We start from the raw sequence: 26,497 nt of genomic DNA, 5'->3' as shown, positions 1-26,497 counted from the left end.
TCAAGCCGTATGTCGATAAACCCTACTTCTAAAAAATATCGTTCCTTTTTACTTTTATTTATTTTTTTCTTTTCTGGCTTTGCTGCCTTAATTTATCAAGTGATTTGGCAACGCTGGCTGGTATTTTATACAGGTATAAGTTCGGTTAGTATTAGTTTAATCGTTTCTGCATTCATGGCAGGGCTTGGACTTGGTTATTTGGCTGGAGGGCAATTGGCAGACAGAGTTGGCAAAAATCGCCCAATACTATTGTTTGTTTTGGCCGAATTGGGCATTGGTACTTTTGCTCTTTTCAGTAAAGCCATCATTTACGATTGGCTTTACCAATCAAATGCTTTAGAAGGTGGTTCAAACTTTCAAATTTATTTGATTCTTTTTTTAGTTTTGCTTTTTCCTACATTTTTGATGGGTTTATCTCTCCCACTATTATCAAAGGCTTTTGAAGAAAAAAAGTCTGAAAATCAAGCAAATTATATCAGTTTATTATACTTTACTAATACCCTCGGAGCAGCAGCAGGAACTTTGATAACATCATTTGTTTTGATTCGGGCAATTGGTTTTGAAAATGCAGTTAGATTGGGGGCAACTTTCAATTTTATATGTGCAGCCACCGCTGCATTAATTTATTATTTCGAAACCAAAAACAGTGCATTATTCATTGCGGAATCTGATAATCTCAGGCATTTTGAGCCAGAAAACAAAGCAACATTTTCTTGGAATCGGAACTTTATTTACTGGATTGTTCAATATACAATTTCTGGTTTTATGGCTATTTGCTTTGAAATATTATGGTTTAGAATGATAGAAACCATGATGAAATCATTGGCTCTTACTTTTTCAATTATTCTAACAATTTATTTGGCAATGATGGCAATCGGTACTTATTCAGGCGTTCGATTTGCCAAAAAATTCACAGGAAATCGACTAAAACTCTTCTTAAATGCACAATATACGCTATATATTTATACAATTGGCTCAATATTGATTCTTCAATGGGCTGTTTCAGATATTTCAGCTTTGGCATTTTTATTTGAATATTTTAAAAGTTATGAGGCTCTATTTACACCAACTATTGTGATTTCTACAATGTTACTCATTCCTTTGTTTTTAATGGCTGTTCCAACCTTCATTATGGGTTTTAGCTTTACTATTTCTCAACTCATCATTCAAGACAAATTTGAGGAAGTAGGTCGAAAAGTTGGTTGGTTACAATTTATGAATATCGTTGGCTCAACCATTGGGGCATGGTTTGTAACATTAATTGGCTTCAACTACCTCGGTACAGCTTTAACCATCAAAATCATTGGTTTGATAGGTCTGATTTACATATTAGCTATTCATCGGCAAGGTTTTAATAGTCTTTTTTCAAGAGTTTTAATGGCTTTTGCTCTTATTATTACCATTTTCTTGATTCCTTCTAATGAAAATTTTTGGATGAAACTCAGCGGGATGACCAACAAACAAAAATTTATCATCGAAGAAGACGAAACGGCTCTTTCATTTATTAAGATTTTAGGTGACGAATCTTACGTATATACCAATGGTTTAGGTCAAAGTATGTTTCCTTTTAATCGAGACAAAAATCATATTACTTTGGGTGCTATTCCAGCTTTATTACACCCAAACCCACAAGATATTGGTATCATTGGTTTAGGTTCAGCTTGTACGCTTTTCAATGCTGGAGGACGTACAGAAACCAAAAACCTTGATTGTTTTGAGGTCATTGTCAATCAACCTGCAGCTGTATATGAATATATTAAACGTACAAATGACAGTGCTGCTCTACGTATTATGAATGATAAACGTGTCAACCTCATCTTACAGGATGGGCGGTATTTTTTACACCGAAATCCTAAATTATATGATATTATTGAAGCCGATGCTTTAAGACCAAAATCATCTTATGCAGGAAATTTATACTCAGTTGAATATTTTCAATTACTAAAAAAACGTTTAAAAAAGGGGGGAATCGCAATAACATGGGGAGCAACAGGCAGGGTTCGTGACGGTTTTGCGAAAGTATTTCCTTATGTTTATGAAATGGATAGTTTTATGATCATTGGCAGTGATCAAGAAATTGATTTCAGTGAGACTGAAATTTTAAAAAGAGTTGAAAATTCATTTACCAAAAACTATTATTTACAAGCCAATATCAATATAAGGGAGGTGATGTTAAAATCACTCAAAACAAAAAAAAATATCCAAAATGGCAAGTTGATGATTACCAAAAGGTTCAATTCTGATATGTGGCCGAAAGATGAATTTGACTTTGGAAGAGTATGGGCAAAAATTTTAGGAGAAAATGAATCATATTTATAACTATTTGCGTAACTTTATTCAAGCAATGTCCCAAAAAGAAAAATATAAAAAATTAACCATTGTATCATGGCATCATTTAACATTGATTTTCCTGGCACATCAAATCAATTTGTAGTCAGTGCAAATTCAGCAATTAAAAACAAAGGGGGAGTATTTGATGGCAATGCCAATGCTGGTTCATTTAGTATCCAAACATTGATAGGCCCAGTAAAAGGAACTTATCAAGTCGTTTCCGAACAAGATAGTCCACAAACCAAAGTGGCAATAACTATCACCCGAAAACCATTGATTGTTCCAATTAGTAAAATTAAAGAAGTTATTTCAGCGTATTTTTGATTACACTTTGGTAGTACAATTCTCCGAATTGTAGAGTAAAAAACCACAACTCGGAGAATTTTATTCCCAAAAAAACTTATTATGAAAAACCTTGTTCTTTTTTTTATCCTAATTTTCAGTCTTACTTCTTGTCAGGATAAAGCACGAAGCGTTGTCAAAAAAAGTATTGAACTATATGGTGGCAAAAAGTTTGATAATTTCACCACTGAATTTGATTTTCGTAAGTTTCATATAAAATTGATGCACAAAAGTAGCACAGACGGCTCTTTACGCTTCCAATATGAACGAATTTCTAAAGATAGTGCCAGAAATGATATTTGGGATGTCATCAATAATGAAGGTTTTTTCAGATTTATCAATGGAAACCAAGTCCAATTGTCAAAAAAAGATATAACCAAATACACCAACGCAGTCAATTCGGTCGCTTATTTTGTACTCTTGCCCTATAAATTAAATGATAAAGCAGTTAATTTGGAGTATTTGGGTGAAACTACTTTAGACAACAAAAAATACGATAAAATCAAAGTCTGGTTTAATAAAGACGGTGGTGGCAATGACTTTAAAGACATTTATTGTTATTGGTTCAATCAAGAAAGTCATACTTTAGACTTTATTGCCTACGCCAATGGTGGGCCAAGATTTAGACGAGCAAAAAATCGTCAAATTATTGGTGGAATTACATTTCAAGATTACGAAAACTTCGTTATTACAGATACAACATTACAAACCTCTGAATATGACGTAGCTTTCAAAGCAGGAAAAGACTCATTACTTTCAATTATCGAGCAAAAGAACATCGTTGTGAAATAAGTTATTTTTTGTTTATTTCTTCCAAACGTTCATTTCGAACAAATACCCTTTGTTCATCAAATTCACCAATGAATTGATAATTTTTATCAATTATTTCTTTGAGTGGAGCAACTGTTTCATAGCCTAATTTATCTCGGGTCATAAATGTACCCTTTGTAGGATGAGCATCTATAAAAACTGGAAATGGTTCAAGTTTAAACTCTTTAATAAATTCTTCTTGAAATAGCTTTTGAAGCGAATCACTGTACATTCCCCAATGTGAATTACTCCATCGAATGCCTTGTCTTCTTTTAGTTTCTAAATATAAAATACCTGCATCGCCCCACACAACTAATGGCTCGTTAGGTTTGGAATACTTAATAATTTCCTTTCCAGTAAGTGAAATGGGTAATTGGCGTTGTTGATGATTAGTAACAAAATGATTTTTTAATGGATAAATGAAGCTATTAGATAAAGTTATAATTGACACAACTGATAAAAAACCCATTGAGAAATACTTTTTCGAAAAATGTATTAAATCCTGCAGGAAAAAGGCGTATAGAAAAACTGTTGGAAAGATTAAAAAAAGTAAATAATGATGAAAAACAAAACCTGTCTTATAAACAGCCAGCACTGTACTCAATAAAAAAGTGATAAGAAAGGCACTTTGAGGGGTAGGTTTAATTTGTTTTTTTATCAACAAATTTACTATTAATAAGATAGTTGATAAGACTACAATTAGGCGGATAAATATATTTGTTTCATCAAATAATGATTCATAAATGGTATTGAATATATTAGTATTATTCCCGTAACTCAAATTATTTTTAAGATAATAAATCCAGATTTTATCTGCAAAATCATACCAAAAAGCCATCAAAAGCAAACATAATGGCACTAAAATACCTCCAATTGTAAGCATTAACGTTTGTACTGTAAAAAACTTTTTTGATTTGTCATAAATCAGCCAGTAAGCAGTCACAGTCAAAAACAAGGCAATCGGGATTGCTTGTAATTTTGTAAAGATTATACTACCAGCCACCAAGCCAAAAATAAATGCTGTAGAAGATTTAGGGTAAACTTGTTTGAAAATCGTTGCATAAAGATAGGCAATGATGCTTAGTAGAAAAATAGGCAGATGTTCACTGCTAAAATGTACAAAGTCAAAGTAGCGTGTAGTACTCAAAAATGCGACCGCAGGAAAAATACTCGAAAATGCGATGTCTGTAGAAAATAACTTTTTTAAAGCGGCAAAACTGAATAGAATACTACCTGCCATAAGCAAAATTCCAATCATTCGAGCTGAAATATAATCGTAGGGTTGATTAAAGACTTGGCAAAAAAAAGTAATGATATAAAAATTAAATGGCCCACTTGTACAACCATCGACAGACTCCCAATAAATAGGATCTTGTGCGAGTGTCATTGCCCCTACGATAAATAAATTCTCATCAGGATTAAGAACTTGATTAAAAACAACTACTGGCAGTCTTAATATAATTAAGGTTGAAAGATATAAACCTACGACAACAATAATAAAATTTTTATTTTGAAATCCTTTAAAATTCAAAAATGGGTAGAAAGATGCTACCCCGGTTAAAAGCAAAAGTAGATTGCCAATGACTAAATAAAGCATTGGCGAATCGTCGAATCTAAACATTTAATAGTAATTTATGTCTTAGTTATTGTTTGATGAATGATGAATAAATTTATTTCATCTTGTCTAAGTAAATCTTATAGCTTAACTACTGATTTTATATAAAATTTCTAAATAATTAAAATTTAAATTATCATTAATGTCATTTCTAGGCTAAAAAATCAACAATTTCTGGTACATAATTTTGTCTCATTTCTTTTTTTTACCTAATTGGCTCCAACAGTAATTTTACCTGCATCCAAATCGGCATCAAAAAAAGCGTATGAGACTTTGAATGTTCTATCAGAGAATGGTTTCAAAGATAAATCATCTGCCATTTCTAACAACTGCTTTATCTCAAATATATAATTGTCATTATTATGTGCTTTTACTATTAGTTTTTCAATAGAGCCACTACCTGGAAGAGAAACACTTACAATTTTCTGCCCATTTCTAATCAATGAAGCATCTATTATGGTAATTGCTAATTCTTTATTAGTCTGAGCATCGTATGCTCTCAATTGAATATCTTTATCTGCTTTTGTGAAAGTCTGATTGATGGGATGTAGTTTTCCATTGACAAACATTTGTACTTTTATTTTTTTCTTTTCTGGACCAACTTGTGCTTGTAGGGTTAATACTAACAAATACAAACTAATAAAGCCAAACAAAGTACTTTTTCTAAACATCATAGTAGTTTTTTAGGGTTCACACAATCTCAGATAACCTATTAGGTTGTTCAAAATTAACAAATTTTAGCCATAATCATAGCAACTAACATTTTTTTTTTGAGTGTTTTTAAATCAAATAAAACAACGATTTGTCATTAAAAATGAGGTTTTTTTTTATAAAATTATACATTATCACTATTTTGTAATACTTTTTTAAGATGTTGATAATCTAAAAATGGAAAAATGAAATTTCTATGCTAACTTTGTCCTTCGATGTCACAACAAACCGTCATAACGGATAACGTGTAAGAATCGAAACCCCTTCAAAGAAAAAATGCCAAAAAATCCCAATCTCAAGTCAATTCTTATTATAGGCTCTGGCCCTATTGTCATTGGTCAAGCCTGCGAATTTGATTATTCTGGTTCACAAGCCGCAAGGTCGCTCAGAGAAGAAGGCATAGAGGTGAGTCTAATCAACTCCAACCCAGCCACAATTATGACAGATCCGCTTAATGCTGATTTTGTTTACTTAAAGCCCCTTGAAAAAAAATCTATTGTTGAAATTTTGGAAAAACACCAAGCAATGGGTCGCCCTATTGATGCAGTTTTACCAACGATGGGTGGTCAAACTGCTCTAAATTTAGCGATTGATTGCGATAAAGCAGGTGTTTGGAAAAAATACAATGTCGAAATTATCGGTGTTGACATAAAAGCTATCGAAACAACCGAAGACCGTGAGAAGTTTAGACTTAAAATGCTCGAAATCGGTGTAGGTGTTTGTAAAGGACGTACTGCTCGTTCATTTTTGGAAGGTAAAGAAATTGCCCAAGAAATTGGATTTCCACTCGTCATTCGTCCTTCTTATACTTTAGGTGGAACAGGCGGTGGTTTCGTACACAATGCAGATGAATTCGACAAAGCTCTTAATCATGGATTACATGCTTCTCCAGTGCATGAAGTGTTGGTTGAACAGTCAATATTAGGTTGGAAAGAGTTTGAATTAGAGTTATTACGAGATAACCTAGGCAATATAGTAATTATCTGTACCATCGAAAATTTCGACCCGATGGGTGTTCATACAGGCGACTCAATTACAGTTGCTCCTGCCATGACATTACCTGATACAGTTTATCAAAGAATGCGTGACATGGCCATCAAAATGATGAATGCTATCGGTCAATTTGCAGGTGGTTGTAATGTTCAGTTCTCTTTACATCCTGATACAGATGAGATTATCGCTATCGAAATCAATCCTCGTGTTTCTCGTTCGTCGGCATTGGCTTCTAAAGCAACTGGTTATCCAATCGCCAAAATTGCAGCTAAAATGGCAATTGGTTACAACCTTGATGAGTTGATAAATCCGATCACAGGAAGTACTTCTGCATTTTTTGAACCTGCAATTGACTATGTGATTGTGAAAGTGCCACGTTGGAACTTCGATAAATTCCCTGGTTGTGATCGCTCATTAGGTTTACAGATGAAGTCGGTAGGTGAAACGATGGGCATTGGCCGTAATTTCCAAGAAGCTTTACAAAAAGCTTGTCAATCGCTCGAAATCAAAAGAAATGGTTTGGGTGCCGATGGTAAAGAATTGAAAGACCAAGAAGCACTTAAAAAATCATTGGCAAATCCATCGTGGAATCGACTATTCCACGTATATGATGCGTTCAAGGCGGGACTTTCATTCAAAACCATTCAAAATCTAACAAAAATTGATAAATGGTTCTTACATCAAATCGAAGAGCTTATTTCACTTGAAAAAGAAATGGAGCAATATACGATTGATGATATTTCAAAAGAATTATTGCTTATTGCCAAGCAAAAAGGTTATGCCGACCGTCAAATCGCACATGTCTTGAATTGCAAAGAAAGTCAAGTTTTCAACAAACGTATTGAGATGGAAATCCATCGCATCTATAAATGTGTTGATACTTGTGCTGCTGAATTTGAAGCAAAAACGCCTTATTATTACTCAACATTCAGTACATCACTCGATAATCTTGATAACGAATCTATTCCTTCCAATAAGAAAAAGGTCGTTGTTTTAGGTTCAGGGCCAAACCGTATTGGACAAGGAATCGAATTTGATTATTCTTGTGTTCATGGAATCTTGGCAGCAAAAGAATGTGGTTATGAAGCAATCATGGTCAACTGTAACCCTGAAACTGTTTCAACTGACCCTGATATTGCTGATAAATTATATTTTGAACCAGTTTTCTGGGAACACGTTTATGACATCATCAAACACGAAAATCCAGTTGGTGTAATAGTGCAATTAGGTGGTCAAACTGCTTTGAAAATGGCAGAAAAACTAACTAAATATGGCATAAAAATCATTGGAACATCGTATGACGCTCTTGATTTAGCGGAAGATAGAGGTAGATTCTCTGAAAGATTGAAGGAAATGGAGATTCCTTATCCTTTGTTTGATACTGTCCGTACTGCAGACCGTGCTGTTGAGGTTTCTCGTACTCTAGGATTTCCATTGCTGGTACGTCCAAGTTATGTTTTGGGTGGACAAAGCATGAAAATTGTCATCAACGAACAAGAGTTAGAACAACATGTTGTAAAGATTTTAGGTGATATTCCTGATAACAATATTTTGATTGACCATTTCTTAGAAAACGCAATTGAGGCAGAAGCCGATGCTATTTGTGATGGAGAAAATGTATATATCATCGGAATCATGGAGCATATTGAACCTGCGGGTATTCATTCGGGAGATTCGTATGCCTTACTTCCAACTTTTGATTTAAGTGACCATGTAATTGCTCAAATCGAAGAATATACACGAAAAATCGCCGTTGGTTTAAATACTGTTGGCTTAATCAATATTCAGTTTGCCATAAAAAATGAAAAGGTTTATGTCATAGAAGCCAATCCTCGTGCATCAAGAACTGTACCTTTCATTTGTAAAGCCTACCAAGAACCTTATGTAAACTACGCAACTAAGGTAATGTTAGGTGAGAAAAAAGTAACAGATTTTGATTTCAAACCAGTGAAGAAAGGTTATGCAATTAAGATTCCTGTATTTTCATTCAACAAATTCCCGAATGTAAACAAGGAACTTGGCCCAGAAATGAAATCAACGGGTGAAGGAATATATTTTATTGATGATTTAACCGATGATTTCTTCTTGAATATTTATTCTGAAAGAAATCTATATTTGAGTAGATAAATCATAATGACGAATAAAGAATTTTGGTCGTTTTTTGAATAAATTGTTTCTATAAATACTATAAAAAAGCCGTCATATACAAATTATGACGGCTTTTTTATAGTTTATACTTTAAACATTACAATTTAGAAAATTGTGTTAAGACTATTTCCGCCCATTCCACCAACCAAGCCATACACCACATAAACCCCAACTGGCAATGGCATCTATTAAATTAGGAATACTATTTGTTTCATACCAAATCTGAAATGTATAATCAGTTGTTAGATAAGCAATTAGCCCAAAAACAACACAGGCACTTAGCGTATTTTTAAAATCAGATCCTTTCTTTAATAAGAACCAGCTAAGCAAAAACACGGCAATAATGTCAACTAAAAGACCTCTGACCATATTCATAGTCATATTGGCTTGCATACCCATCGCTTTATGGAAACGAATATCTGCCCAAGGTTTTCCAGCAGAAGCATTCATAGCTTTTTCGGTTTCTTCTGATGATGTTCCTTCAGGAACTGTTGGCAAAAAGTAATTTCCTTCATCAAGATTTTCTCCGAGAAATTTTAATATTTCTTCTTGCTTTGGTGTGTACATTTGCATCGGACGATGCAAATCAAGGACAGTCCAAGAGAGAAACTGCCACATAAAGAGGATGATACCTCCTACGACGGACGCAATAATAGCTTTAGTCATAAATTTTTAAGGTTAGAAAAGGATTAGGTTTTGAAATATTCAATTCAAAAATAAATAAATTTGGAGGATATTTGCAAATATTTATTGTATTATTTTATTGTTATATATAATTTTTTTAATTTTCATGAATATAAAAAGACATTTTTACGTTTAATCAAGAAGCTAACCTATAATTTAAGTATGAGGCAAAAAGTTTTTAAAATATTCAAATATTCACTTCTTGGAGCATTAATGCTATTAGCTATTTTCCTTATCTATCATTACGACTCAACAATCTATGCTTATCGTCAAGCTAAAGGGCAACTAACAATTATTTTTAATACTCGCCCAGTTTCAGAAGTTTTAGTAGATAAAGCTTATCCCGATTCCTTAAAAAATAGAATTAGATTGATTCAAGAAATTAAAAAATTTGCTGTTGATTCTTTAGGTCTCAATCCCTCTAAAAACTATACAACTTTTTATGACCAACACCAAAAACCCATTCTTTGGGTAATTACAGCTTGTGAGCCTTTTAAATTAAAAGCAAAAAAATGGCATTTTCCAATTATAGGTACGTTTAGTTATAAAGGTCATTTTGAAGAAAATATTGCTAAAGAAGAAATAGCAGAGTTAAAAAATAATGGTTATGACACACAGCTCAATGAAGTTTCGGCATGGAGTACTTTAGGCTATTTAAAAGATCCAATTTTAAGTTCGATGTTAGAAAAATCAGAAGGAAGATTAGCATCTCTTATTATTCATGAACTTACTCATGGTACACTTTTTGTAAAAAACAACATAGAATTCAACGAAAATCTCGCAGATTTTGTTGGTGATTATGGAGCCATTCGTTTTTTAGAATCAAAATTCGGAAAAAACTCCAAAGAATTAGAACGCTATCAATTCTCAAAAAAATACAACGATACTTATAGCCAACATTTGATTAGAGGGGCTAAGAAATTAGATAGTTTATATAATCATTTCGATAAAAATTTAACCTTAAAATTAAAAAAACAAGAAAAAAATAAGTTGATATTGAACATCATCAATTCAACTGACACATTACTTTCTAATAGTTTTCAGTCTAAATTAATAAACCGAAAAAAATGGTCATTGAATGACGGAAATTTGCCAAATAATGCCTATTTTATTGGTTATCTGACCTACCAAAGTAAGCAAAATCAGTTTAAAGATGAATTTAGCATTCAATTTAACAAAGATTTTAACAAATATTTAAAGTATTTAAAGGAACAATATCCAACAAGTATTGTTTTCTAAACTATACGTCAAGTCAGGTTATTTATTAAAATGAAAATTCTAAAAAAAATACTATTTATTTGTTTTGTTTTTGCTTTGTCATCATTCGTGATAAGTGATTCATATCGTTATTTACCGAATTCAAGCTTTCAAGCAGGTGAATATTTTGAATATAAAGTAAAATTCGGATTTTTACCTATCGGTGAAGCGACAGTGGATGTAAGTCCACAAATCTATTCGGTTAATAATCGTCCTTGTTATAGAGTCAACATTTTTGGTAAAACTACAGGTTTGACTGACCTTTTTCGTATTCGCAATACTTATCGTTCGTACTTAGACACGGCTGCCATTTTGCCACAAAAGTTTTTGATGAGTTTGCATGAAAATAACTATAAAAAAGACCAAACCATTATTTTTGATCACATAGCCAATTCTGCTATTCGAGAACAAGACAAAGAAAAGAAAAATTTTAAATTACCCGATAATGTGCATGATGTAGTTTCTGGCTATTACTTTTTGAGAACAGTCGATTTTTCTAAGGTAAAAGCTGGAGAGTCAGTTTCATCAAATATGTTTTTTGATGACGAAATCTATAATATGAAGGTAAAATTTAATGGAAGAGGTGTTGTGAGGACTAGATTTGGCAAAATAAATGTTATCAAATTGAATCCTATATTACCACCAAACGCAATGTTTGAGGGAGAAGATGCAATCAGAATATGGGTTTCAGACGACAAAAATAGAGTACCAATCAGAATTGAAATAGATTTTTCTGTTGGAAGTGCCTCAATGGAATTAAAGGAATACCGAAATACAAGATATGAATTTGATTGGAAATAAGTCTTTCTAATAAAAAATGCCTCCCACTAATTTTGAGAGGCATTTTTATATTTATCTGCGACCATTTCGACTACTTCCACCACGATAACTTCTATCTCCACCACGATAATTATGATTATTATAACCATAACTTCTACGGTAATTATCATGATATCGAGGAGCTGGATAAACTCTTACTGGTGGGCGATAAGCATAACCATAAGGACGACCATAATAGCGACTATTGTAACCATAGCCACCATAAAAACAGCTTGATAAACTAATAGATAAAAGAGCAAAAACTCCTACTAAAGTCAATAAACGAAACCTTGATTGATTTTTCATAATAATGAGCATTTTTGTAATAGATGATTAAAAACGGAAAAAGGTTGCACACCGTATATTCATTAGACAATTTTAATTTTGTTATCCCTCACTTTTTGAATTAAATTTTAATTAATTTGCGTTTCGCTTGCTCATCATTCTTGGTTTTGATCATTATGGCTCTTACTGAATCAAATATGTTACCTATTGGGACGCTTGCTCCTGAATTCATTTTATTAGACACTATTAGTGATAAACTACTATCCATCAACGATTTATGTTCTGACAAAGCTACTGTCATCATGTTTATCTGTAATCATTGTCCTTATGTAATTCATGTAAAAAATGAGATTGTCAAATTGGCACAAGATTATCAGCCCAAAGGTGTTTCTTTCATCGCCATCAGCTCGAATGATGTTGAAAAGTATCCTCAAGATGGCCCTGAACCCATGAAAGTTTTTGCCCAAGAATCAGGTTTTACATTTCCTTATTTATATGATGAAACACAAGTTGTAGCTCGTGCTTATGACGCAGCTTGTACCCCTGATTTTTATATCTTTGATGGAAAAAAACAACTCAAATACCGTGGACGTTTAGATGATTCTCGACCACGAGTCGAAAACCCAAAACCAGTTACTGGTAGTGATTTACGTGGAGCTCTGAATGCCCTTTTATCGAATCAAATGATTTCTGAAATTCAATATCCAAGTATGGGTTGTAACATTAAATGGAAATAATTGTTTATTGAAAAACAGTATTTCTACGTTAGTATATAGAAAAAGATTACACTATGTTTTCCAGACTTTTTATTGCATTAATATTGATTGTTGTCTTGGCCTGTAATAAAACAGAAACGCCTACTCCAATCGACACAAATTGGGAGCCAACGACCATTGATGGTCAGTTTGTATTCAATACATTCAAAAGTGCAGGTTTAGGTGGAAGCCGAGGTAAAATACAAAAATGGGCAAAAAGTGAAGTATTTTATTGGTTTGACGCTGACGGCAGCCACACAAACGATTTGATTACTATTACAGATAGTGTCTTTACTCAAATCAATCAACTGAGTCAATCCACAAAATTTATTAAAACATCTGACGAATCTAAAGCTAATATCAAATTATTTTCAGGTCGTGACACCGAGTTTGAAGCTAAATATAAACTGAGCTTACAAGGGGAATTACAAGTGGGTGGGACTGCTTTTATGTCAATTTCAAGTTCAAAAAATGAGTTAGAAAAAGTAGTTATTTGGGTAACGAGTGTATTCCCAACTCTTGATCGTCGCTTGATTTCTCGTCATGAAATTGGTCATGCCATTGGTTTTTCTCATGTCCCTACCAAACGTTCAATTATGTGGGATACGATTGATTTGGAGTATAATCCAACCGATTACACCGACGTTGATAAAGCCTATATAAAAATTCTCTACGATAACCGCACCAAAGCTGGCATGACGCACGAAGAGTTATTTCCTGTTTATAAGGATGTTTTGAAGTAGAGGAGATAACTATTTTTAATACATAAAACTTTTAATTGCTGCTTGTGACAGAATTTTGCCATGCTGATATTCTATTCTTGTAACGATTTGTCATAAATTCTCCATTTCCTAAAACAAAAAAATCCTGCAAGGTTTAAAATAAAACCTTGCAGGATAAACCTCTCAATCACCCTCAATCCACAACCTCAGCAGCCTCAATATTCTCAAAAACGATTTCGCCATCGCTGCCCAATTCCATCATTACTACCGAATCTTTTTGCACTTTTCCTGACAAAATCTCTTTTGAAAGTTCGTTCAAAACTCTACGTTGCAACACTCTTTTGAGTGGCCTTGCTCCAAAGGTGATGTCATAACCTTCTTCTCCTAATTTATCTAACACCTCATTTGAGCTTTCAAGAGTTATACCTTGCTCGGCTAATCTCGCTTGAATTTGTTTAAATTGAATCTGAACAATTCTGCGAATATTTACCTTAGTCAATGGGTCAAAAAGTACGATTTCATCAATTCTATTCAAAAACTCAGGTCTAACCGAAGCTTTCAATAAGTCCATCACTTCATTTTTAGCCTCTTCTTTATAGAAAAGAGACCAACCCTTTTCATCGCCTTTGGCTTGCAAATACTTATCTTGGATAATATGACTACCAATGTTTGATGTCATAATGATAATCGAGTTTTTAAAGTTAGCCGTGCGACCTTTGTTATCAGTCAAACGACCTTCATCTAAGACTTGTAATAGCGTATTCCACACATCAGGGTGAGCTTTTTCAATTTCATCTAACAGAATTACACTATAAGGCTTTCTTCTGACTGCTTCTGTCAATTGTCCGCCTTCATCATATCCAACGTATCCTGGAGGAGCTCCCACCAAACGGCTTACCGCATGGCGTTCTTGGTATTCGCTCATATCAATCCTTATCATGGCAGTGTCATCATTGAACAAATACTCGGCCAAAGCTTTCGCTAATTCTGTCTTTCCTACGCCAGTACTTCCCAAGAATAAGAAACTACCAATTGGTTTTTTAGGGTCTTGCATTCCTGCACGTGAACGACGCACTGCATCAGCTACCAATTCAATGGCTTCCTCCTGCCCTGCTACTCGCTTTCGAAGTTCGTCTTCGAGATGAAGCAATTTTTCTCGCTCACTTTGCAACATTTTCACCACAGGAACACCCGTCCATCTTGCCACAATCTCGGCAATATTTTCTGGTGTCACTTCTTCATTTAATAATGTGGCAGGTTGTTGATTATTGCTTGTTTGAATTTCGTTTAATCTATTATTGGTTTCTATCAATTTACCATAACGAATCTCTGCAACTTTCCCATAATCTCCAGCACGTTCGGCTTGTTCGGCTTCAATTTTGAGTTGATCAATTTGCTCTTTCAAGTTACGAATTTCATTGAGTGAGCCTTTTTCATTTTCCCATTTTGCCTTCAATTCATTGCGTTTTTCACTTAAATCAGCAATATCTTTGTTTAAAGTTGCTTCTTTTTCACGGTTATTTTCACGACGTATGGCTTCACGCTCAATTTCTAATTGCATGATTTTACGATTCAATTCATCCAATTCTTCAGGCATTGAGTCCATTTCTAAACGCAATTTTGAAGCTGCTTCGTCCATCAAGTCAATGGCTTTATCAGGCAAAAATCTATCAGAGATATATCTATTTGATAACTCAACCGCAGCAATTACGGCATCATCCTGAATTCGTACGCCATGGTGCAACTCGTATTTATCTTTGATACCACGTAAAATAGAAATGGCATCAGTTACATTTGGCTCATCAACCACCACCGTTTGGAAACGACGCTCTAAAGCTTTATCTTTTTCAATATATTTTTGATATTCGTTGAGTGTTGTTGCTCCAATGGTGTGCAATTCTCCACGAGAAAGAGCTGGTTTCAATAGGTTTGCTGCATCCATTGCTCCTTCTCCGCCTGCACCTGCACCCACAAGCGTATGAATTTCATCAATAAATAAAATCATTTCACCATTCGAGTCGGTTACTTCCTTGATAACAGCTTTTAAACGTTCTTCAAATTCACCTTTATATTTTGCACCTGCAATCAACAATCCCATATCAAGCGATACTATTGTTTTTGATTTTAGGTTTTCAGGAACATCACCCGATACAATTCTCTGAGCCAAACCTTCTACGATGGCTGTTTTACCAACCCCAGGCTCACCTAAAAGAATCGGATTATTTTTGGTACGGCGAGATAAAATTTGTAAAACTCTACGAATTTCTTCATCACGTCCAATAACAGGGTCTATTTTGCCTTTTCGAGCTAAATCATTCAGATTTTTACTATAACGAGAAAGGGCTTGGTAAGTATTTTCGGCATTTTGATCTTTCACTGTGCTATTTCCTCTCAATTCTTTGATGGATTCTTTTAGTTTTTTTTCAGTTAAGTTGTTGTCTTTCAATAAGTTAGCTATAGCATCTTTGCCTACAGCTAAACTCAAAAGTAATATTTCCACACTTACAAACTCATCACCAAAGTCTTTTATCAGACTGGTGGCTTTGGTCAGGGCTTGATTGGTATCATTGCTCAAATAAACTTGAGCGGTACCTCCCGAAACTTTAGGATAAGCACCAATAATACTGTCAAGTTTTGTTTGTATAGATTCTTGTTTTGCACCTGCTTTGTTCAATAAAAAAGTAGCAGTATTGGCATCTTCTTCTAAAATTGCTTTTAGAATATGCCCCGTTTCGATCGCTTGTTGCCCGTTGGAAAGGGCAATTTCGGAAGCCTTTTGAATCACTTCTTGGGCTTTAATGGTATATTGATTGAAGTTCATTGTTCCTCTTCAGCTTTAATTTTTTATAGTTGTAAAGATTTCAATCTGATAATTACAGATACATTGAACATTCATCAAAAAGTGTGCGGAATCTATATTTTCGGAAAAAATGACAGAAAAGTGTGAATTGAATAAGAAAAAGATGGACAAAAAGGCAGAATTTAATGACAATAACATTGGTTAATTGCGTCAAAATGGGTAACTGAGTCACAAAAAAAGAGCAAAACTTCGGTTTTGCTCTTCCAAATATTATTTTCTGAAAAAAAATCTTATAAAAATCTTGAAAAGGCAGTCAAAGCAAAAACCAAAATTGAAGCCCACATTGGTACACGAAGTGTTTTGTAGGTAGAAACTTTAAACGATTTCAAGTACTCTAAACGCATCCAAATACCTACCGCAAATAAAATACAAAATGTAGAGCTTGAAAACTTAAACACCATTACGTGCATCGGATCTGGTGAGAAATACAAAAAAATGTTTACTAATAAAAGTAGGATTCCAAGAAGTCCAAATACTTTAAATGACCAGATGTACGTTTCTTCGTCTATTTGATTTTTCATTTGTTTTGCTGTTTATGCTACAAACATAATACAATTAATAAATATATGTCAAGTATTTTTTAACTTATTTTGCAAAATAGATATTATACCAAATAATATTTTGTCAATATTCTTTTTTATGTATCTTTAAATATTAGAATAGTACAATAAAAATTGTATTAAAAACGAATTTATAGGTTTACAATTTAGGATATTTTTAAAATATTTTATCTAAATTCATGAAAATACGTTAAAACTAATATTGTGTAATTTTAAATAAAAATATAACTTTTCTAATATTCAACAAACTAACGTCTTTAAATGAAACTTTGCTAAGTGAGGTTAATGTTAGATTATTATTATTTTTGTAAAAAAAAGAAACAATGAAAGTTGAATTGATAAGAGTAGATGATGCCTTCCATTTTGAGGCGTCAGGAGCTTCGGGTGTTAAAAATCACATTGATGCGAATGTTGACATAGGTGGCCATAATTTGGGTGCAAGGCCCATGGAATTATTATTGATGGGCTTGGGCGGTTGCACAGCCATTGACGTGATTTTGATTCTAAAAAAACAACGTCAAGTCATTGAAGACCTGAAAATTACTGTCGATGGCGACCGTGAAAAAATTGAAGGTACAGAAATGAGTCCTTTCCGAAAAATTAACGTACATTTTGCTTTTAAGGGCGATTTAGATATTGTTAAAGTTGAACGAGCGATCAAACTTTCGATGGAAAAATACTGTTCTGCAACAGCTCAATTATCTCCAACTGCCGAGATAACTCATTCATTGTCAATCAATTGAATGCTTTTATAAAAGCTAAAAGCAAGAAAGTAGCAGTTTTCGAAAATTAAACATCGTCAATCTTCTTGGTATAGTATTTGTTTATAGGTTTTGTATATTTATTAATTCAAAATTAACATAACAGATATGAAAAAGGTCGTATTAATTTTAGCTTTAGTTGTTACCGCTGGTGCAAGTGTTTATGCTTTTGATAAAGCAAAAGGTAGAAAAGCAAGAAAAGAAGCCGAAAAAAAGGAAATGAAATGCTGCGATAAGGAAATGGCAAAGGAATGCAAAAAAGAAGGAAAATCTTGTTGCGAGAAAAAAGCTGAATAGTCTTTCATTTATCAGCCAATCAAAAAATATTATTTCAAAAAAGGTCTTTGAGGAATCATTGACCTTTTTTGTTTTCTACCTATCTTTGTAACAAACTCCAATAAATACTTAAAAAATCTTCAAATGAAGCAATACCACGACCTTCTGAATCATATTCTCAAAAATGGCACCAAAAAAACTGACCGCACTGGTACAGGTACAATCAGCGTTTTTGGCTATCAAATGCGGTTCAATTTACAAGAAGGTTTTCCTTTAGTAACAACAAAAAAAGTACATACAAAATCTATTATTCATGAACTTTTGTGGTTTATCAAAGGTGAAACCAATACAGCTTATTTAAAAGAACATGGTGTTTCTATTTGGGACGAATGGGCAGATGAAAATGGAGATTTAGGACCCGTTTATGGCAAGCAATGGCGAAGCTGGGAAGGACCAAATGGGCAAGTGATTGATCAATTGAAAGAAGTATTGAACCAACTCAAAAAATCACCTGATTCTCGTAGAATCATTGTTTCTGCTTGGAATGTAGGCGAATTATCACAAATGGCATTGATGCCTTGCCATGCTTTTTTTCAGTTTTATGTTGCTGATAATAAGCTTTCTTGTCAACTTTATCAACGCAGTGCCGATGTATTTTTAGGAGTTCCGTTCAATATTGCTTCTTATGCCTTATTTACGATGATGGTAGCTCAAGAATGTGGCTTAGAAGCTCATGAGTTTATTTGGACTGGCGGTGATACCCATATTTATTCAAACCATTTGGAACAAGTCGAACTACAACTCTCTCGTGAGCCTCGAAAATTACCCAAAATGTTGATAAATCCAGAAGTAAAAAGCATTTTTGACTTCAAATTTGAAGATTTCAAACTTCAAGAATATGATCCTTATCCAGGAATAAAAGCTCCTGTAGCTGTTTAACCGCATGACGGATTAGCAAATCCGTCATAAAAAAATCAGCATCGCCTCTTTCGATGCGATGCTGATGTACTTACAAAGGTTTTAATTCTAACGAAGTGAGTGGTGGTGTTGGCTATTCTCCATCATTATTTACGGTCACCTGCCAAAGCGATTCCACGGAATGTTTGTGTTTTGATGACAAATTCTTTTGTTAATTTATCATTACCTGACTCAACAACAAAAGTGTATTCACCATCTGCTAAATTAGAAAGGTCGAAAGCTTTCACATATTGAGCATCGCCTGTTGCATAATCATTGAAAAACACGTCATTGTTCTTATCAAGTAACGATATTTTTGTTTTTTGTTTCAAAGGATTTTCAAAAGCTAATTTGAAACGAAGACTTCCTAAGTCTTGTACACTCAAATTAGTAACTTTTTCAGTTGATGATGTTTTTCCTGAAACTACTTTTTGAGCCATTCCTTCTGTAGTTGCAATCGCTAAAGTCATGACGATGGCTAACGCTTTGATGATATTTTTTGAATTCGTTTTCATTATCTTGAATATTTTAAATCTGAAGTTAAAAATTTATTTTTTTGACTATTTCTGAAATTGATTATCGGTTGCTTGCCAAAGAGATTCCACGAAATGTTTGTGTTTTGATTACAAAATCTTTTGTCAATTTATCTTTACCAGATTCAATTACAAAAGAATATTCGCCATCAGCCAAATTGGTCAAATCAAATGCTTTTACATATTGTGCATCTCCCACTGAATAATCATTATAGAATACATTGTTTTCTTTATCTACTAAAGAGATTTTTGCTTTTTGTTTCAAAGGATTTTCAAAAGCTAATTTGAAACGAAGGCTACCCAAGTTTTCTACGCTCAAGTTACTTACTTTCGCCGAAGAAGAGATTTTTCCAGAAGTAGCTTTTGTTTGTGCCATTCCTTCTGTTGTAGCAGTAGCTAATGTAAATACAACAGCTAATGCTTTTACGATATTCATTGTGTTCTTTTTCATTTGAAGTGAAAGTTTAAAATGTGTGATTAATATTTATATTGTTTTTAGTTTGTTTGATTTTTCTGAAATATTAACGATTGCTCGCTAAAGAAACTCCACGAAATGTGTTTGTTTTGATTACAAAATCTTTTGTCAATCTATCTTTACCTGATTCAACAACAAAAGTATATTCACCATCAGCTAAATTAGAAAGGTCAAAAGCTCTAACATATTGAGCAGTGCCAGTCGCATATTCGTTGAAAAATATATCTTTGTTTTTATCGAGTAAATATATCTGAGTCTTTTGTCGCAAAGGGTTTTCAAAAGCTAATTTGAAGCGAAGACTTCCCAAGTCTTGAACATTCAAATTGCTTACCTTGTCCGAAGAGCTTACTTTGCCTGAAGCAGCTTTCGTCTGTGCCATTCCTTCTGTTGCTGTCGCCGCAGCGAGTGCTAATACTAATGCTAATTTCTTCATAATTTTCTTTTTGTTTGTTTCCATTGGAGGAGTAATTTAAAAAGTTAAAACTAAAAAAAGTTATATCCATTTTCTATCTCCGTCGAAAACCTTTGTGATGCAAATGTATGTAAGTAATTGAATACAAGTCAATTAAGAAATTGTTAATTTCATAAAGTTGTTTTAAAATTATAGCTTTATCACGGAATATTACAACGTTTTTCGGAATACTTCAAGAGAAAATTTAAATAATCCTATTAAATAAATAGACTAAATGGAAGACGAAATTTCACTATTCCGATACACCTTTACACACTTCCTTCTAATAGTACAAAAAAGCATTTTTAGGGCATTTTTGTGACCAATTAATAAATAATATTTTTCATAGAATTAGTAGAACAATTTTCCAAATTGTGTTTGGGTTCGAACAATTGGGAAAATTGTCCTACTACCGTTTATAAAAATATATTGATAAAATTTCTAAAAATTTGCTTCTTTGCGTAGCTTCGGCTACGCTCAGCTACCTGTACATAAGCTCAGATATTAAAGATTAGCCTCAGCTATTGAAGAAAAAATTCGTTATTCGTAAATCAACAGTCGTCATTCAACAAGATGTTAAAAATTCAAAATTTCTCAAAAAGTTATAATAATCACACCATCATTGAAGTCAATGACTTAGAAATTCCTGAAGGAATTCATTGGTTTAAGGGCATTAATGGTTCAGGAAAATCAACTTTTTTTCGTGCAGTAGCAGGAATCCTCCCTTTCAAAGGAGAAATTTCATGGAATGACCTTGATATTCGTAAAAATGCAATCGAATATCGAATGAATATCAATATGAGTGAAGCCGAACCGCTTTATCCCGATTATCTAACAGGCTTCGATTTACTTAGCTTTATTGCGGAAGCAAAAAAAGCAAAGAACGAACAGCTAAATCATTTGGCAGAAATATTAGGAGTAAATATTTATTGGAAAACACCCATTGGTACTTATTCGAGTGGAATGCTAAAGAAAGTTTCGATTCTCACAGCTTTTCTTGGAAATCCCAAACTTATTATGCTTGACGAGCCACTTATTACCATTGATGACCGCTCGGTACAGATTGTTTATGAATTGGTGAAAGAATATGCTGAAAAACATGGTGTTAGCTTCTTATTATCATCGCACCAAGATTTTAGGTTTGAAAAACTCGCTATTAAAAATATGTATTTGGTTCAAAATAAGACTATTACACAACTATGAAAAGTATTTTCCGAATTTTGAATCTCACGATTGTCAAAGAGTATTATCGCCAAAATGCTGTCTTTATTTTTGCAATCATGCTCTTTTCGTTTGGATTTTTAAGAGCAATTGAACATATCACTATCATTAAAATGGCATTGAAACTTCCATCACTATTGGCTTTGACATTCTTGGCTTGGTTGTTACATACGCTCAAAGTAATTCTTTTTACCCAACGTATGCTTGAATCTAAGACTAATGAGTTTTTATATCACATAAGATTGTTCTCACCATTAAAGCGTATTTTAGCTTTTGGAATGATGCAGTTTTCACTCATCCAACTTACCTTTCTTTATTCGCTTTGGATGCTAAAAATTGGCATTGAGGAAAAGCAGTTTGTGGCTATTTTAGCAATCATTGTATGTAATTTACTCTTAATTTTGTTAGGTATCTTCGTTTACGAATACCGTATTCAAAGACCCAACTCAGCAAGTGTAACTGCTAAACCTATCCAACATTTTCTGGCGAAATTCCAAACACCAAACTATCTTTTCTTTATTCGCTTTTTGTTTGCCAAACAACCAGTATTACTTTTATTAACAAAGCTCTTTAGTTGTTTTGTTTTAGTTGGAATCTGCAACCTATATCCAACCGATGCTTATGATGAACGATTATTATCACTTGGAGGATTATTTGCGTCGGCGGGTCATACAGTTTTTTGCCAACAATTTTTTAATTTTGAAAACCAGTATTTATTATTTACACGAAATCTACCCATTACTTCCCCAAAAAGGCTTTTTAATTACGCATTAAGCTATTTAATACTCCTCTTACCTGAAATCATTATTTTGGCAAGAAATTTACCTGATGGGGTCAGTTACATTTTTGCATTACAATTAATCTTATTGATTTTATCAATGATATTTCTGAATCATCATGTTCAGTATATCAATGGAATTTCGCATGATACTTTTATGCAACGCCTATTTTTTGCAGGAATCCTGTTTTTGTTATTGATAATGTTCAAAATTCCAGTAATTTTGATGACACTGGTCAATTTTTCAGTCGCTATTTTCGTTTTTAAGAAACATTATTACGAAAGTCAGCCTTCATAAAAAGATAAAATTTATGGTTCGTATCCTACTGCTATTCTTGTTGTTTTCAAGTACCACCTTTGCTCAAGGTTTGTTCAAACTTACTGGAGAAATCCAGCAAGCAACCGAAAGGAAAGTTCTTATCACACTTTACCGAGATTGGGTAGGCGAAGAAGAAGAATATGAAATCAAACTAAATGATAAAAATCAATTTAGTTTTAGTACCAATCTCAATCACATCGCTTATATCGACTTCTATTATACTGATCAAGGTTTTCATTATTGGATTATTGAACCAAATGATGAAATTTCAATAAAATTTACTCCTAAAAACTTTTGGGAATCTTTGATTTTTACTGGAAAAGGTTCAGAAAAGTGGCAATATTACACCCAACACCAAGAAAAATTTGAAGTTAAAAGAGATTTTGAAAAAGAAGCTGATTTATTAAGCAAAACCACCCAAGAAAAATATTTTGATTTTTTGGACAATGATCAAGCTATACAGTTAGATTTTTTAGAAAAAACTCCTAATTTGTCAGAAATATTTAAACAATCTCGCAAAGCTGATATCATAGGCTCGCTTCAAAATTATAAAGTAAACTTTTTATCAGGAGAAAAATATGCTAATTGGACGGAAGAAAAAGTCAAAAATACCTTAAAAATAGAAGAACTTCCCGACTCGGTTCAAGCTAATTCGCTTGAATATGGCAATATGTATCTTAATTTAATGGATTTATTTGTAGCTAAATCAGCCGTAAGAAAACGAAAGAATTTGACCGAAACAGAAGAATTAAACCTCATCAGATCCTCATATAATCGAGCTTTGTTTTCATTTCAATTGATTGAACGAATAACAGCTTTTAAGCTCAAAAACATGATTGAAGCAGAAAATATCACCCCAAAAATTCAAGCTTTGGTAGATAATTTCTTAGAAACTTCTTCCAATCGAGATTACAAAAATTATCTTACTACAAAAGTAAATTTTTCAAAAACGCTTTCACGTGGCTCACCTGCAAAGCCTTTCAAATTAAAAGATATTGATGGAAAAGAAGTTTCACTCAAAGATTTTCTTGGAAAAACAGTCTATTTAGATTTTTGGGCAAGTTGGTGTGGTCCTTGTATTTATGACATGAAGTTTATGGAAACGGTGAAAGCAAAGTTTCCAAATGATGTTGTTTTTATTCAGATTTCATTAGATAATGAGGCAGAATGGAGAGAAGCGGTAAAAATGTACGAGGTGAAAGGGATAAATTTAAGAATTGATGACAATAATACTATTACTAAAAACTACGGTGTATCGGGCATTCCTGCGTATTATCTTATTGACAAAAAAGGGAATTTTGCAGTTTCGCAAGTAAGCGACCCAAGCAACGATGAAGGACAGGAATTAATAAGACAGATTGAGGAGGTTTTGAGTAGGAAGGAGTGACCGTGAAAAGTGTGAATAAAGTTTTTATAAAAAAACATTTTTCTATGCACCAATTTAACTCAAAAAATCATTTTTAAACATGAAAAAGGCATTTACTATACTCATTATTAGTCTTTTATCTTTCACGATTTATGCCCAAGAAGAAAATCCGTATGAAGCCTTTAAGGTTAAATGGATTGGAAAACCTGCTCCTGATTTTAAGTATCAAGACATTAATGGGCAAGCATTCATGCTTTCTGAATTGAAAGGAAAAGTTGTTTTGATTAATTGTTGGTTTATTAATTGTTCGGGTTGTAGGGTTGAATATCCTGGACTCCAAAATCTTAAAAATAGGCTTCAAAAACAAGGCAAAGCTGATAAAATTGTTCTTCTTTCACTTGCACTTGATAGTAAAGCCGAATTACAAACATTTTTAAAGAAAATGCCTTTAGATTTTTACCACATGGCTAATGCCGCTGAAATCTCACAAGGCTTGTATGGATCTTTAGGTTTTCCAACCAATTTTATTATTGACCAAAAAGGAATCATTAGTCATATAAAAATAGGCGGTTCTCCTGAATCTGCGGATGACATTGAATACGAAATGCTACAATTATTGAAGAAAGGCTTATAAACCTTTCTTCTTATTCAAATATGCCTGCATTTCTATCAAACTCAAAGCATTAAAAGTCATATTTTTTGTTAAACCACCTTTTCTGGCAACCGCTACGCCATAATGCATATCATGGTAGCCTTGCATTTCATGTGCATCTGGATTAATACTTAGCATTACATTTCGCTCAATTGCATATTGAATCCAACGCCAATCAAGGTCTAAACGATAAGGACTTGCATTGATTTCAATTACTACATTATTAGCCGCACAACAATCGATTACTTCTTTATAATCAATTGGATAGCCTTTTCTTGAAAGCAACAAACGGCCTGTTGGATGCCCTAAAATTGTTGTGTATGGGTTTTCGATCGCACGTACCAAACGCTCAGTCGCACGGACTTGATTCATGGTTAAATTTGAATGCACAGAAGCTACAATATAATCAAAACTTGCCAAAACCTCGTCAGGATAATCTAATGAACCATCGCCCAAAATATCAGACTCTATTCCTTTCAAAATCTTGAATGGCCTATCAATTGATAATTTTTTATTAAGCTGCTCTATTTCCGCATGTTGCTGTTGAACTTTAGTTATCAAAAGTCCACTTGCATAAGTGGCAGATTGCGAGTGGTCGGCAATTCCGAGATACTCAAAACCTAATTCTTTACAATAAGTTGCCATTTGTTCAAGTGAATGCTGTCCATCAGAATAAGTCGAATGATTATGTAAGATTCCTTTCAAACTCTCCCAAGTTACTAAATCTTCATTCTTATTTTTCTGAATCCAGTCAAACTCAAAACCACCTTCTCTCATTTCTGGAACGATGTAAGGAATACCGAATTTTTCATAAATTCCTTCCTCCACCGTCACTTGGCTTGGATTTTCTGGCAAACTTGTCGCTAAAGCAGTACTTAATAAAGAAACCCCTTTTTCATTTCTATACTTCAAATGATTTTCGTCTGCGGTATAAAGAAATTGCTTAGTAAGCAATTGATTATCAATTACATAACGAATTTCAACATCAATTTTATTTTCTAAATATTTCCCTCGCCACACAAATGGCGAAGCATTTTTTTCTTCTTTTATAAATCCTTCTGCTTCAAAATCTGGAAGAGTATTTTTATAACTTACTAAAAATACCAGTCTATCAACGGTTTCACTTTGTCTTCTTATTTGTCCAGAAATCGCTACATTTTCAAAATACTTTCCCAACTCCTCAGCAATCACTTCGGCCAAAGCAGCAGCCTTATTCATTCGTAATTTTCCAGCTTGGCTTTGAATAAAAAGTAATGATTCTAAAATTGAATCCTTCGTTTTTTCACCAAAACCTTTTACTTTAGCAAGGCTACCATTTTCACAAGCAATCTGCAAATCATTGAGGTTATCTAACCCTAATTCATTCCATAAAACCTTGATTTTCTTTGCACCCAAGCCTTTAATTTTAAACATTTCTAACACACCTTCGGGCGTTTTTGCAAGCAAATCTTGCATTTCTCTCAAGGTACCAGAACTAACAATTTCTAAGATTTTGCCCGCCATCATTTTCCCAACTCCTTGAATTTGAGTGAGTTGTGGGAAATCCAATTGAGCCAATTCTCCGATATATTTATCAAGATTATAAGCAGCATTGGTAAAGGTTTTTATTCTAAACTCATCCTCGTTATGTAATTCGAGTAATTTTGCTGTAAGTTCAATTGTTTCAACAATGTCTGCGTTAGAAATCATAATTTTATTCGATAAATTTTGTGCAAATTACAGGAAATTCAGGTCAAAAAAAATCGAACTTGATGAAAAATATGCTAACTTGTTTTAACCTCACCGATTGCTTTTTATAAAAATTAAATATAAAAAA

25 protein-coding genes are annotated in these 26,497 nt (G+C 33.3%); 15 read left to right on the top strand and 10 right to left on the bottom strand.

Annotation, left to right across the window (positions count from 1 at the left end; genetic code table 11):
- Positions 1–9 precede the first annotated feature (9 nt).
- From ACQUQZ_RS09440 to ACQUQZ_RS09430, 3 genes are all read left to right on the top strand, one after another.
- A complete protein-coding gene (locus tag ACQUQZ_RS09440) occupies positions 10–2,319 on the top strand; it encodes a fused MFS/spermidine synthase (RefSeq protein WP_435354636.1) in 2,310 nt (769 codons plus the stop codon).
- A 66-nt stretch (positions 2,320–2,385) separates the two neighbouring features.
- Positions 2,386–2,655, top strand: coding sequence for a hypothetical protein (locus ACQUQZ_RS09435; protein ID WP_435354635.1), 270 nt, complete (start codon positions 2,386–2,388; stop codon positions 2,653–2,655).
- 81 nt (positions 2,656–2,736) lie between these two features.
- The gene (locus ACQUQZ_RS09430; RefSeq protein WP_435354634.1) at positions 2,737–3,465 is read left to right on the top strand and encodes a DUF6503 family protein; all 729 of its coding nucleotides are present in this window, start codon (positions 2,737–2,739) and stop codon (positions 3,463–3,465) included.
- Position 3,466: 1 nt separating this feature from the next.
- Here ACQUQZ_RS09430 and ACQUQZ_RS09425 read toward each other — a convergent pair whose 3' ends face one another.
- Together ACQUQZ_RS09425 and ACQUQZ_RS09420 are read right to left on the bottom strand one after the other, a co-directional pair.
- Positions 3,467–5,104, bottom strand: a complete 1,638-nt coding sequence (locus ACQUQZ_RS09425) for a hypothetical protein (protein WP_435354633.1) — start codon at positions 5,102–5,104, stop codon at positions 3,467–3,469.
- Positions 5,105–5,307: 203 nt separating this feature from the next.
- A complete protein-coding gene (locus ACQUQZ_RS09420; RefSeq protein WP_435354632.1) occupies positions 5,308–5,769 on the bottom strand; it encodes a hypothetical protein in 462 nt (153 codons plus the stop codon).
- Between the two features lie 316 nt (positions 5,770–6,085).
- On the opposite strand from ACQUQZ_RS09420, the gene carB reads away from it, so the two are divergent.
- A complete protein-coding gene (gene carB / locus ACQUQZ_RS09415; RefSeq protein WP_435354631.1) occupies positions 6,086–8,929 on the top strand; it encodes a carbamoyl-phosphate synthase large subunit in 2,844 nt (947 codons plus the stop codon).
- Between the two features lie 144 nt (positions 8,930–9,073).
- On the opposite strand, the gene ACQUQZ_RS09410 is transcribed toward carB, so the two are convergent.
- Positions 9,074–9,616, bottom strand: coding sequence for a hypothetical protein (locus tag ACQUQZ_RS09410; RefSeq protein WP_435354630.1), 543 nt, complete (start codon positions 9,614–9,616; stop codon positions 9,074–9,076).
- Positions 9,617–9,796: 180 nt separating this feature from the next.
- Here ACQUQZ_RS09410 and ACQUQZ_RS09405 point away from each other — a divergent pair, with 180 nt between their 5' ends.
- Both ACQUQZ_RS09405 and ACQUQZ_RS09400 read left to right on the top strand, forming a co-directional pair.
- Positions 9,797–10,873: an aminopeptidase gene (locus tag ACQUQZ_RS09405; protein WP_435354629.1), complete on the top strand. Its 1,077-nt coding sequence runs from the start codon at positions 9,797–9,799 to the stop codon at positions 10,871–10,873.
- A gap of 30 nt (positions 10,874–10,903) precedes the next feature.
- Entirely contained in the window at positions 10,904–11,692 is a 789-nt protein-coding gene (locus tag ACQUQZ_RS09400; RefSeq protein ID WP_435354628.1) for a DUF3108 domain-containing protein, read from the top strand.
- A 51-nt stretch (positions 11,693–11,743) separates the two neighbouring features.
- Here the strand turns inward: ACQUQZ_RS09400 and ACQUQZ_RS09395 are convergent, their stop codons facing one another.
- A complete protein-coding gene (locus ACQUQZ_RS09395; protein ID WP_435354627.1) occupies positions 11,744–12,016 on the bottom strand; it encodes a hypothetical protein in 273 nt (90 codons plus the stop codon).
- A 155-nt stretch (positions 12,017–12,171) separates the two neighbouring features.
- On the opposite strand from ACQUQZ_RS09395, the gene ACQUQZ_RS09390 reads away from it, so the two are divergent.
- Positions 12,172–12,732 carry a thioredoxin family protein gene (locus tag ACQUQZ_RS09390; RefSeq protein ID WP_435354626.1) on the top strand — a complete coding sequence of 187 codons (561 nt, stop codon included), beginning with the start codon at positions 12,172–12,174 and terminating at the stop codon, positions 12,730–12,732.
- Between the two features lie 53 nt (positions 12,733–12,785).
- Positions 12,786–13,493, top strand: coding sequence for a matrixin family metalloprotease (locus tag ACQUQZ_RS09385; RefSeq protein WP_435354625.1), 708 nt, complete (start codon positions 12,786–12,788; stop codon positions 13,491–13,493).
- A gap of 172 nt (positions 13,494–13,665) precedes the next feature.
- Here the strand turns inward: ACQUQZ_RS09385 and clpB are convergent, their stop codons facing one another.
- Entirely contained in the window at positions 13,666–16,293 is a 2,628-nt protein-coding gene (gene clpB, locus ACQUQZ_RS09380; protein ID WP_435354624.1) for an ATP-dependent chaperone ClpB, read from the bottom strand.
- 269 nt (positions 16,294–16,562) lie between these two features.
- Positions 16,563–16,853: a hypothetical protein gene (locus ACQUQZ_RS09375; protein WP_435354623.1), complete on the bottom strand. Its 291-nt coding sequence runs from the start codon at positions 16,851–16,853 to the stop codon at positions 16,563–16,565.
- Positions 16,854–17,215: 362 nt separating this feature from the next.
- Here ACQUQZ_RS09375 and ACQUQZ_RS09370 point away from each other — a divergent pair, with 362 nt between their 5' ends.
- The 3 genes from ACQUQZ_RS09370 (at position 17,216) to ACQUQZ_RS09360 (ending at position 18,868) form a co-directional block, all read left to right on the top strand.
- Positions 17,216–17,635 (top strand): OsmC family protein, encoded by a 420-nt coding sequence (locus ACQUQZ_RS09370; protein ID WP_435354622.1) that lies wholly within the window; start codon positions 17,216–17,218, stop codon positions 17,633–17,635.
- A 126-nt stretch (positions 17,636–17,761) separates the two neighbouring features.
- Positions 17,762–17,950, top strand: coding sequence for a hypothetical protein (locus tag ACQUQZ_RS09365; protein ID WP_435354621.1), 189 nt, complete (start codon positions 17,762–17,764; stop codon positions 17,948–17,950).
- Positions 17,951–18,073: 123 nt separating this feature from the next.
- Entirely contained in the window at positions 18,074–18,868 is a 795-nt protein-coding gene (locus tag ACQUQZ_RS09360; protein WP_435354620.1) for a thymidylate synthase, read from the top strand.
- 125 nt (positions 18,869–18,993) lie between these two features.
- Here the strand turns inward: ACQUQZ_RS09360 and ACQUQZ_RS09355 are convergent, their stop codons facing one another.
- The 3 genes from ACQUQZ_RS09355 to ACQUQZ_RS09345 form a co-directional block, all read right to left on the bottom strand.
- Entirely contained in the window at positions 18,994–19,401 is a 408-nt protein-coding gene (locus ACQUQZ_RS09355; protein ID WP_435354619.1) for a hypothetical protein, read from the bottom strand.
- A gap of 61 nt (positions 19,402–19,462) precedes the next feature.
- A complete protein-coding gene (locus ACQUQZ_RS09350; protein WP_435354618.1) occupies positions 19,463–19,870 on the bottom strand; it encodes a hypothetical protein in 408 nt (135 codons plus the stop codon).
- 70 nt (positions 19,871–19,940) lie between these two features.
- Positions 19,941–20,351, bottom strand: a complete 411-nt coding sequence (locus ACQUQZ_RS09345; protein WP_435354617.1) for a hypothetical protein — start codon at positions 20,349–20,351, stop codon at positions 19,941–19,943.
- Positions 20,352–20,918: 567 nt separating this feature from the next.
- On the opposite strand from ACQUQZ_RS09345, the gene ACQUQZ_RS09340 reads away from it, so the two are divergent.
- From ACQUQZ_RS09340 to ACQUQZ_RS09325, 4 genes are all read left to right on the top strand, one after another.
- Positions 20,919–21,548 carry an ABC transporter ATP-binding protein gene (locus ACQUQZ_RS09340; RefSeq protein WP_435354616.1) on the top strand — a complete coding sequence of 210 codons (630 nt, stop codon included), beginning with the start codon at positions 20,919–20,921 and terminating at the stop codon, positions 21,546–21,548.
- On the top strand, positions 21,545–22,642 hold the full coding sequence (locus tag ACQUQZ_RS09335) for a hypothetical protein (RefSeq protein WP_435354615.1): 1,098 nt from the start codon (positions 21,545–21,547) through the stop codon (positions 22,640–22,642). Before ACQUQZ_RS09340 ends, ACQUQZ_RS09335 begins: the two co-directional genes overlap by 4 nt.
- Positions 22,643–22,655: 13 nt before the next feature.
- Positions 22,656–24,050, top strand: coding sequence for a TlpA family protein disulfide reductase (locus ACQUQZ_RS09330; protein ID WP_435354614.1), 1,395 nt, complete (start codon positions 22,656–22,658; stop codon positions 24,048–24,050).
- Positions 24,051–24,129: 79 nt separating this feature from the next.
- The gene (locus ACQUQZ_RS09325) at positions 24,130–24,663 is read left to right on the top strand and encodes a peroxiredoxin family protein (protein WP_435354613.1); all 534 of its coding nucleotides are present in this window, start codon (positions 24,130–24,132) and stop codon (positions 24,661–24,663) included.
- Here the strand turns inward: ACQUQZ_RS09325 and ACQUQZ_RS09320 are convergent.
- Complete coding sequence (locus ACQUQZ_RS09320; protein ID WP_435357646.1) at positions 24,658–26,367, bottom strand: PHP domain-containing protein; 1,710 nt, start codon at positions 26,365–26,367, stop codon at positions 24,658–24,660. The genes ACQUQZ_RS09325 and ACQUQZ_RS09320 overlap by 6 nt on opposite strands.
- Positions 26,368–26,497 lie beyond the last annotated feature (130 nt).

The organism is Emticicia sp. SJ17W-69 (genome assembly GCF_051209875.1).
Lineage (GTDB): Bacteria > Bacteroidota > Bacteroidia > Cytophagales > Spirosomataceae > Emticicia.
The sequence above is the reverse complement of the archived record's forward strand: the minus strand, read 5'-3'. Positions and strand labels throughout refer to the sequence as shown.

Coding starts and splice junctions, on each gene's coding strand:
- ACQUQZ_RS09440 (WP_435354636.1), top strand. CDS start 10: ATGTCGATAAACCCTACTTCTAAAAAATATCGTTCCTTTTTACTTTTA.
- ACQUQZ_RS09435 (WP_435354635.1), top strand. CDS start 2,386: ATGGCATCATTTAACATTGATTTTCCTGGCACATCAAATCAATTTGTA.
- ACQUQZ_RS09430 (WP_435354634.1), top strand. CDS start 2,737: ATGAAAAACCTTGTTCTTTTTTTTATCCTAATTTTCAGTCTTACTTCT.
- ACQUQZ_RS09425 (WP_435354633.1), bottom strand. CDS start 5,104: ATGTTTAGATTCGACGATTCGCCAATGCTTTATTTAGTCATTGGCAAT.
- ACQUQZ_RS09420 (WP_435354632.1), bottom strand. CDS start 5,769: ATGTTTAGAAAAAGTACTTTGTTTGGCTTTATTAGTTTGTATTTGTTA.
- carB (WP_435354631.1), top strand. CDS start 6,086: ATGCCAAAAAATCCCAATCTCAAGTCAATTCTTATTATAGGCTCTGGC.
- ACQUQZ_RS09410 (WP_435354630.1), bottom strand. CDS start 9,616: ATGACTAAAGCTATTATTGCGTCCGTCGTAGGAGGTATCATCCTCTTT.
- ACQUQZ_RS09405 (WP_435354629.1), top strand. CDS start 9,797: ATGAGGCAAAAAGTTTTTAAAATATTCAAATATTCACTTCTTGGAGCA.
- ACQUQZ_RS09400 (WP_435354628.1), top strand. CDS start 10,904: ATGAAAATTCTAAAAAAAATACTATTTATTTGTTTTGTTTTTGCTTTG.
- ACQUQZ_RS09395 (WP_435354627.1), bottom strand. CDS start 12,016: ATGAAAAATCAATCAAGGTTTCGTTTATTGACTTTAGTAGGAGTTTTT.
- ACQUQZ_RS09390 (WP_435354626.1), top strand. CDS start 12,172: ATGGCTCTTACTGAATCAAATATGTTACCTATTGGGACGCTTGCTCCT.
- ACQUQZ_RS09385 (WP_435354625.1), top strand. CDS start 12,786: ATGTTTTCCAGACTTTTTATTGCATTAATATTGATTGTTGTCTTGGCC.
- clpB (WP_435354624.1), bottom strand. CDS start 16,293: ATGAACTTCAATCAATATACCATTAAAGCCCAAGAAGTGATTCAAAAG.
- ACQUQZ_RS09375 (WP_435354623.1), bottom strand. CDS start 16,853: ATGAAAAATCAAATAGACGAAGAAACGTACATCTGGTCATTTAAAGTA.
- ACQUQZ_RS09370 (WP_435354622.1), top strand. CDS start 17,216: ATGAAAGTTGAATTGATAAGAGTAGATGATGCCTTCCATTTTGAGGCG.
- ACQUQZ_RS09365 (WP_435354621.1), top strand. CDS start 17,762: ATGAAAAAGGTCGTATTAATTTTAGCTTTAGTTGTTACCGCTGGTGCA.
- ACQUQZ_RS09360 (WP_435354620.1), top strand. CDS start 18,074: ATGAAGCAATACCACGACCTTCTGAATCATATTCTCAAAAATGGCACC.
- ACQUQZ_RS09355 (WP_435354619.1), bottom strand. CDS start 19,401: ATGAAAACGAATTCAAAAAATATCATCAAAGCGTTAGCCATCGTCATG.
- ACQUQZ_RS09350 (WP_435354618.1), bottom strand. CDS start 19,870: ATGAAAAAGAACACAATGAATATCGTAAAAGCATTAGCTGTTGTATTT.
- ACQUQZ_RS09345 (WP_435354617.1), bottom strand. CDS start 20,351: ATGGAAACAAACAAAAAGAAAATTATGAAGAAATTAGCATTAGTATTA.
- ACQUQZ_RS09340 (WP_435354616.1), top strand. CDS start 20,919: ATGTTAAAAATTCAAAATTTCTCAAAAAGTTATAATAATCACACCATC.
- ACQUQZ_RS09335 (WP_435354615.1), top strand. CDS start 21,545: ATGAAAAGTATTTTCCGAATTTTGAATCTCACGATTGTCAAAGAGTAT.
- ACQUQZ_RS09330 (WP_435354614.1), top strand. CDS start 22,656: ATGGTTCGTATCCTACTGCTATTCTTGTTGTTTTCAAGTACCACCTTT.
- ACQUQZ_RS09325 (WP_435354613.1), top strand. CDS start 24,130: ATGAAAAAGGCATTTACTATACTCATTATTAGTCTTTTATCTTTCACG.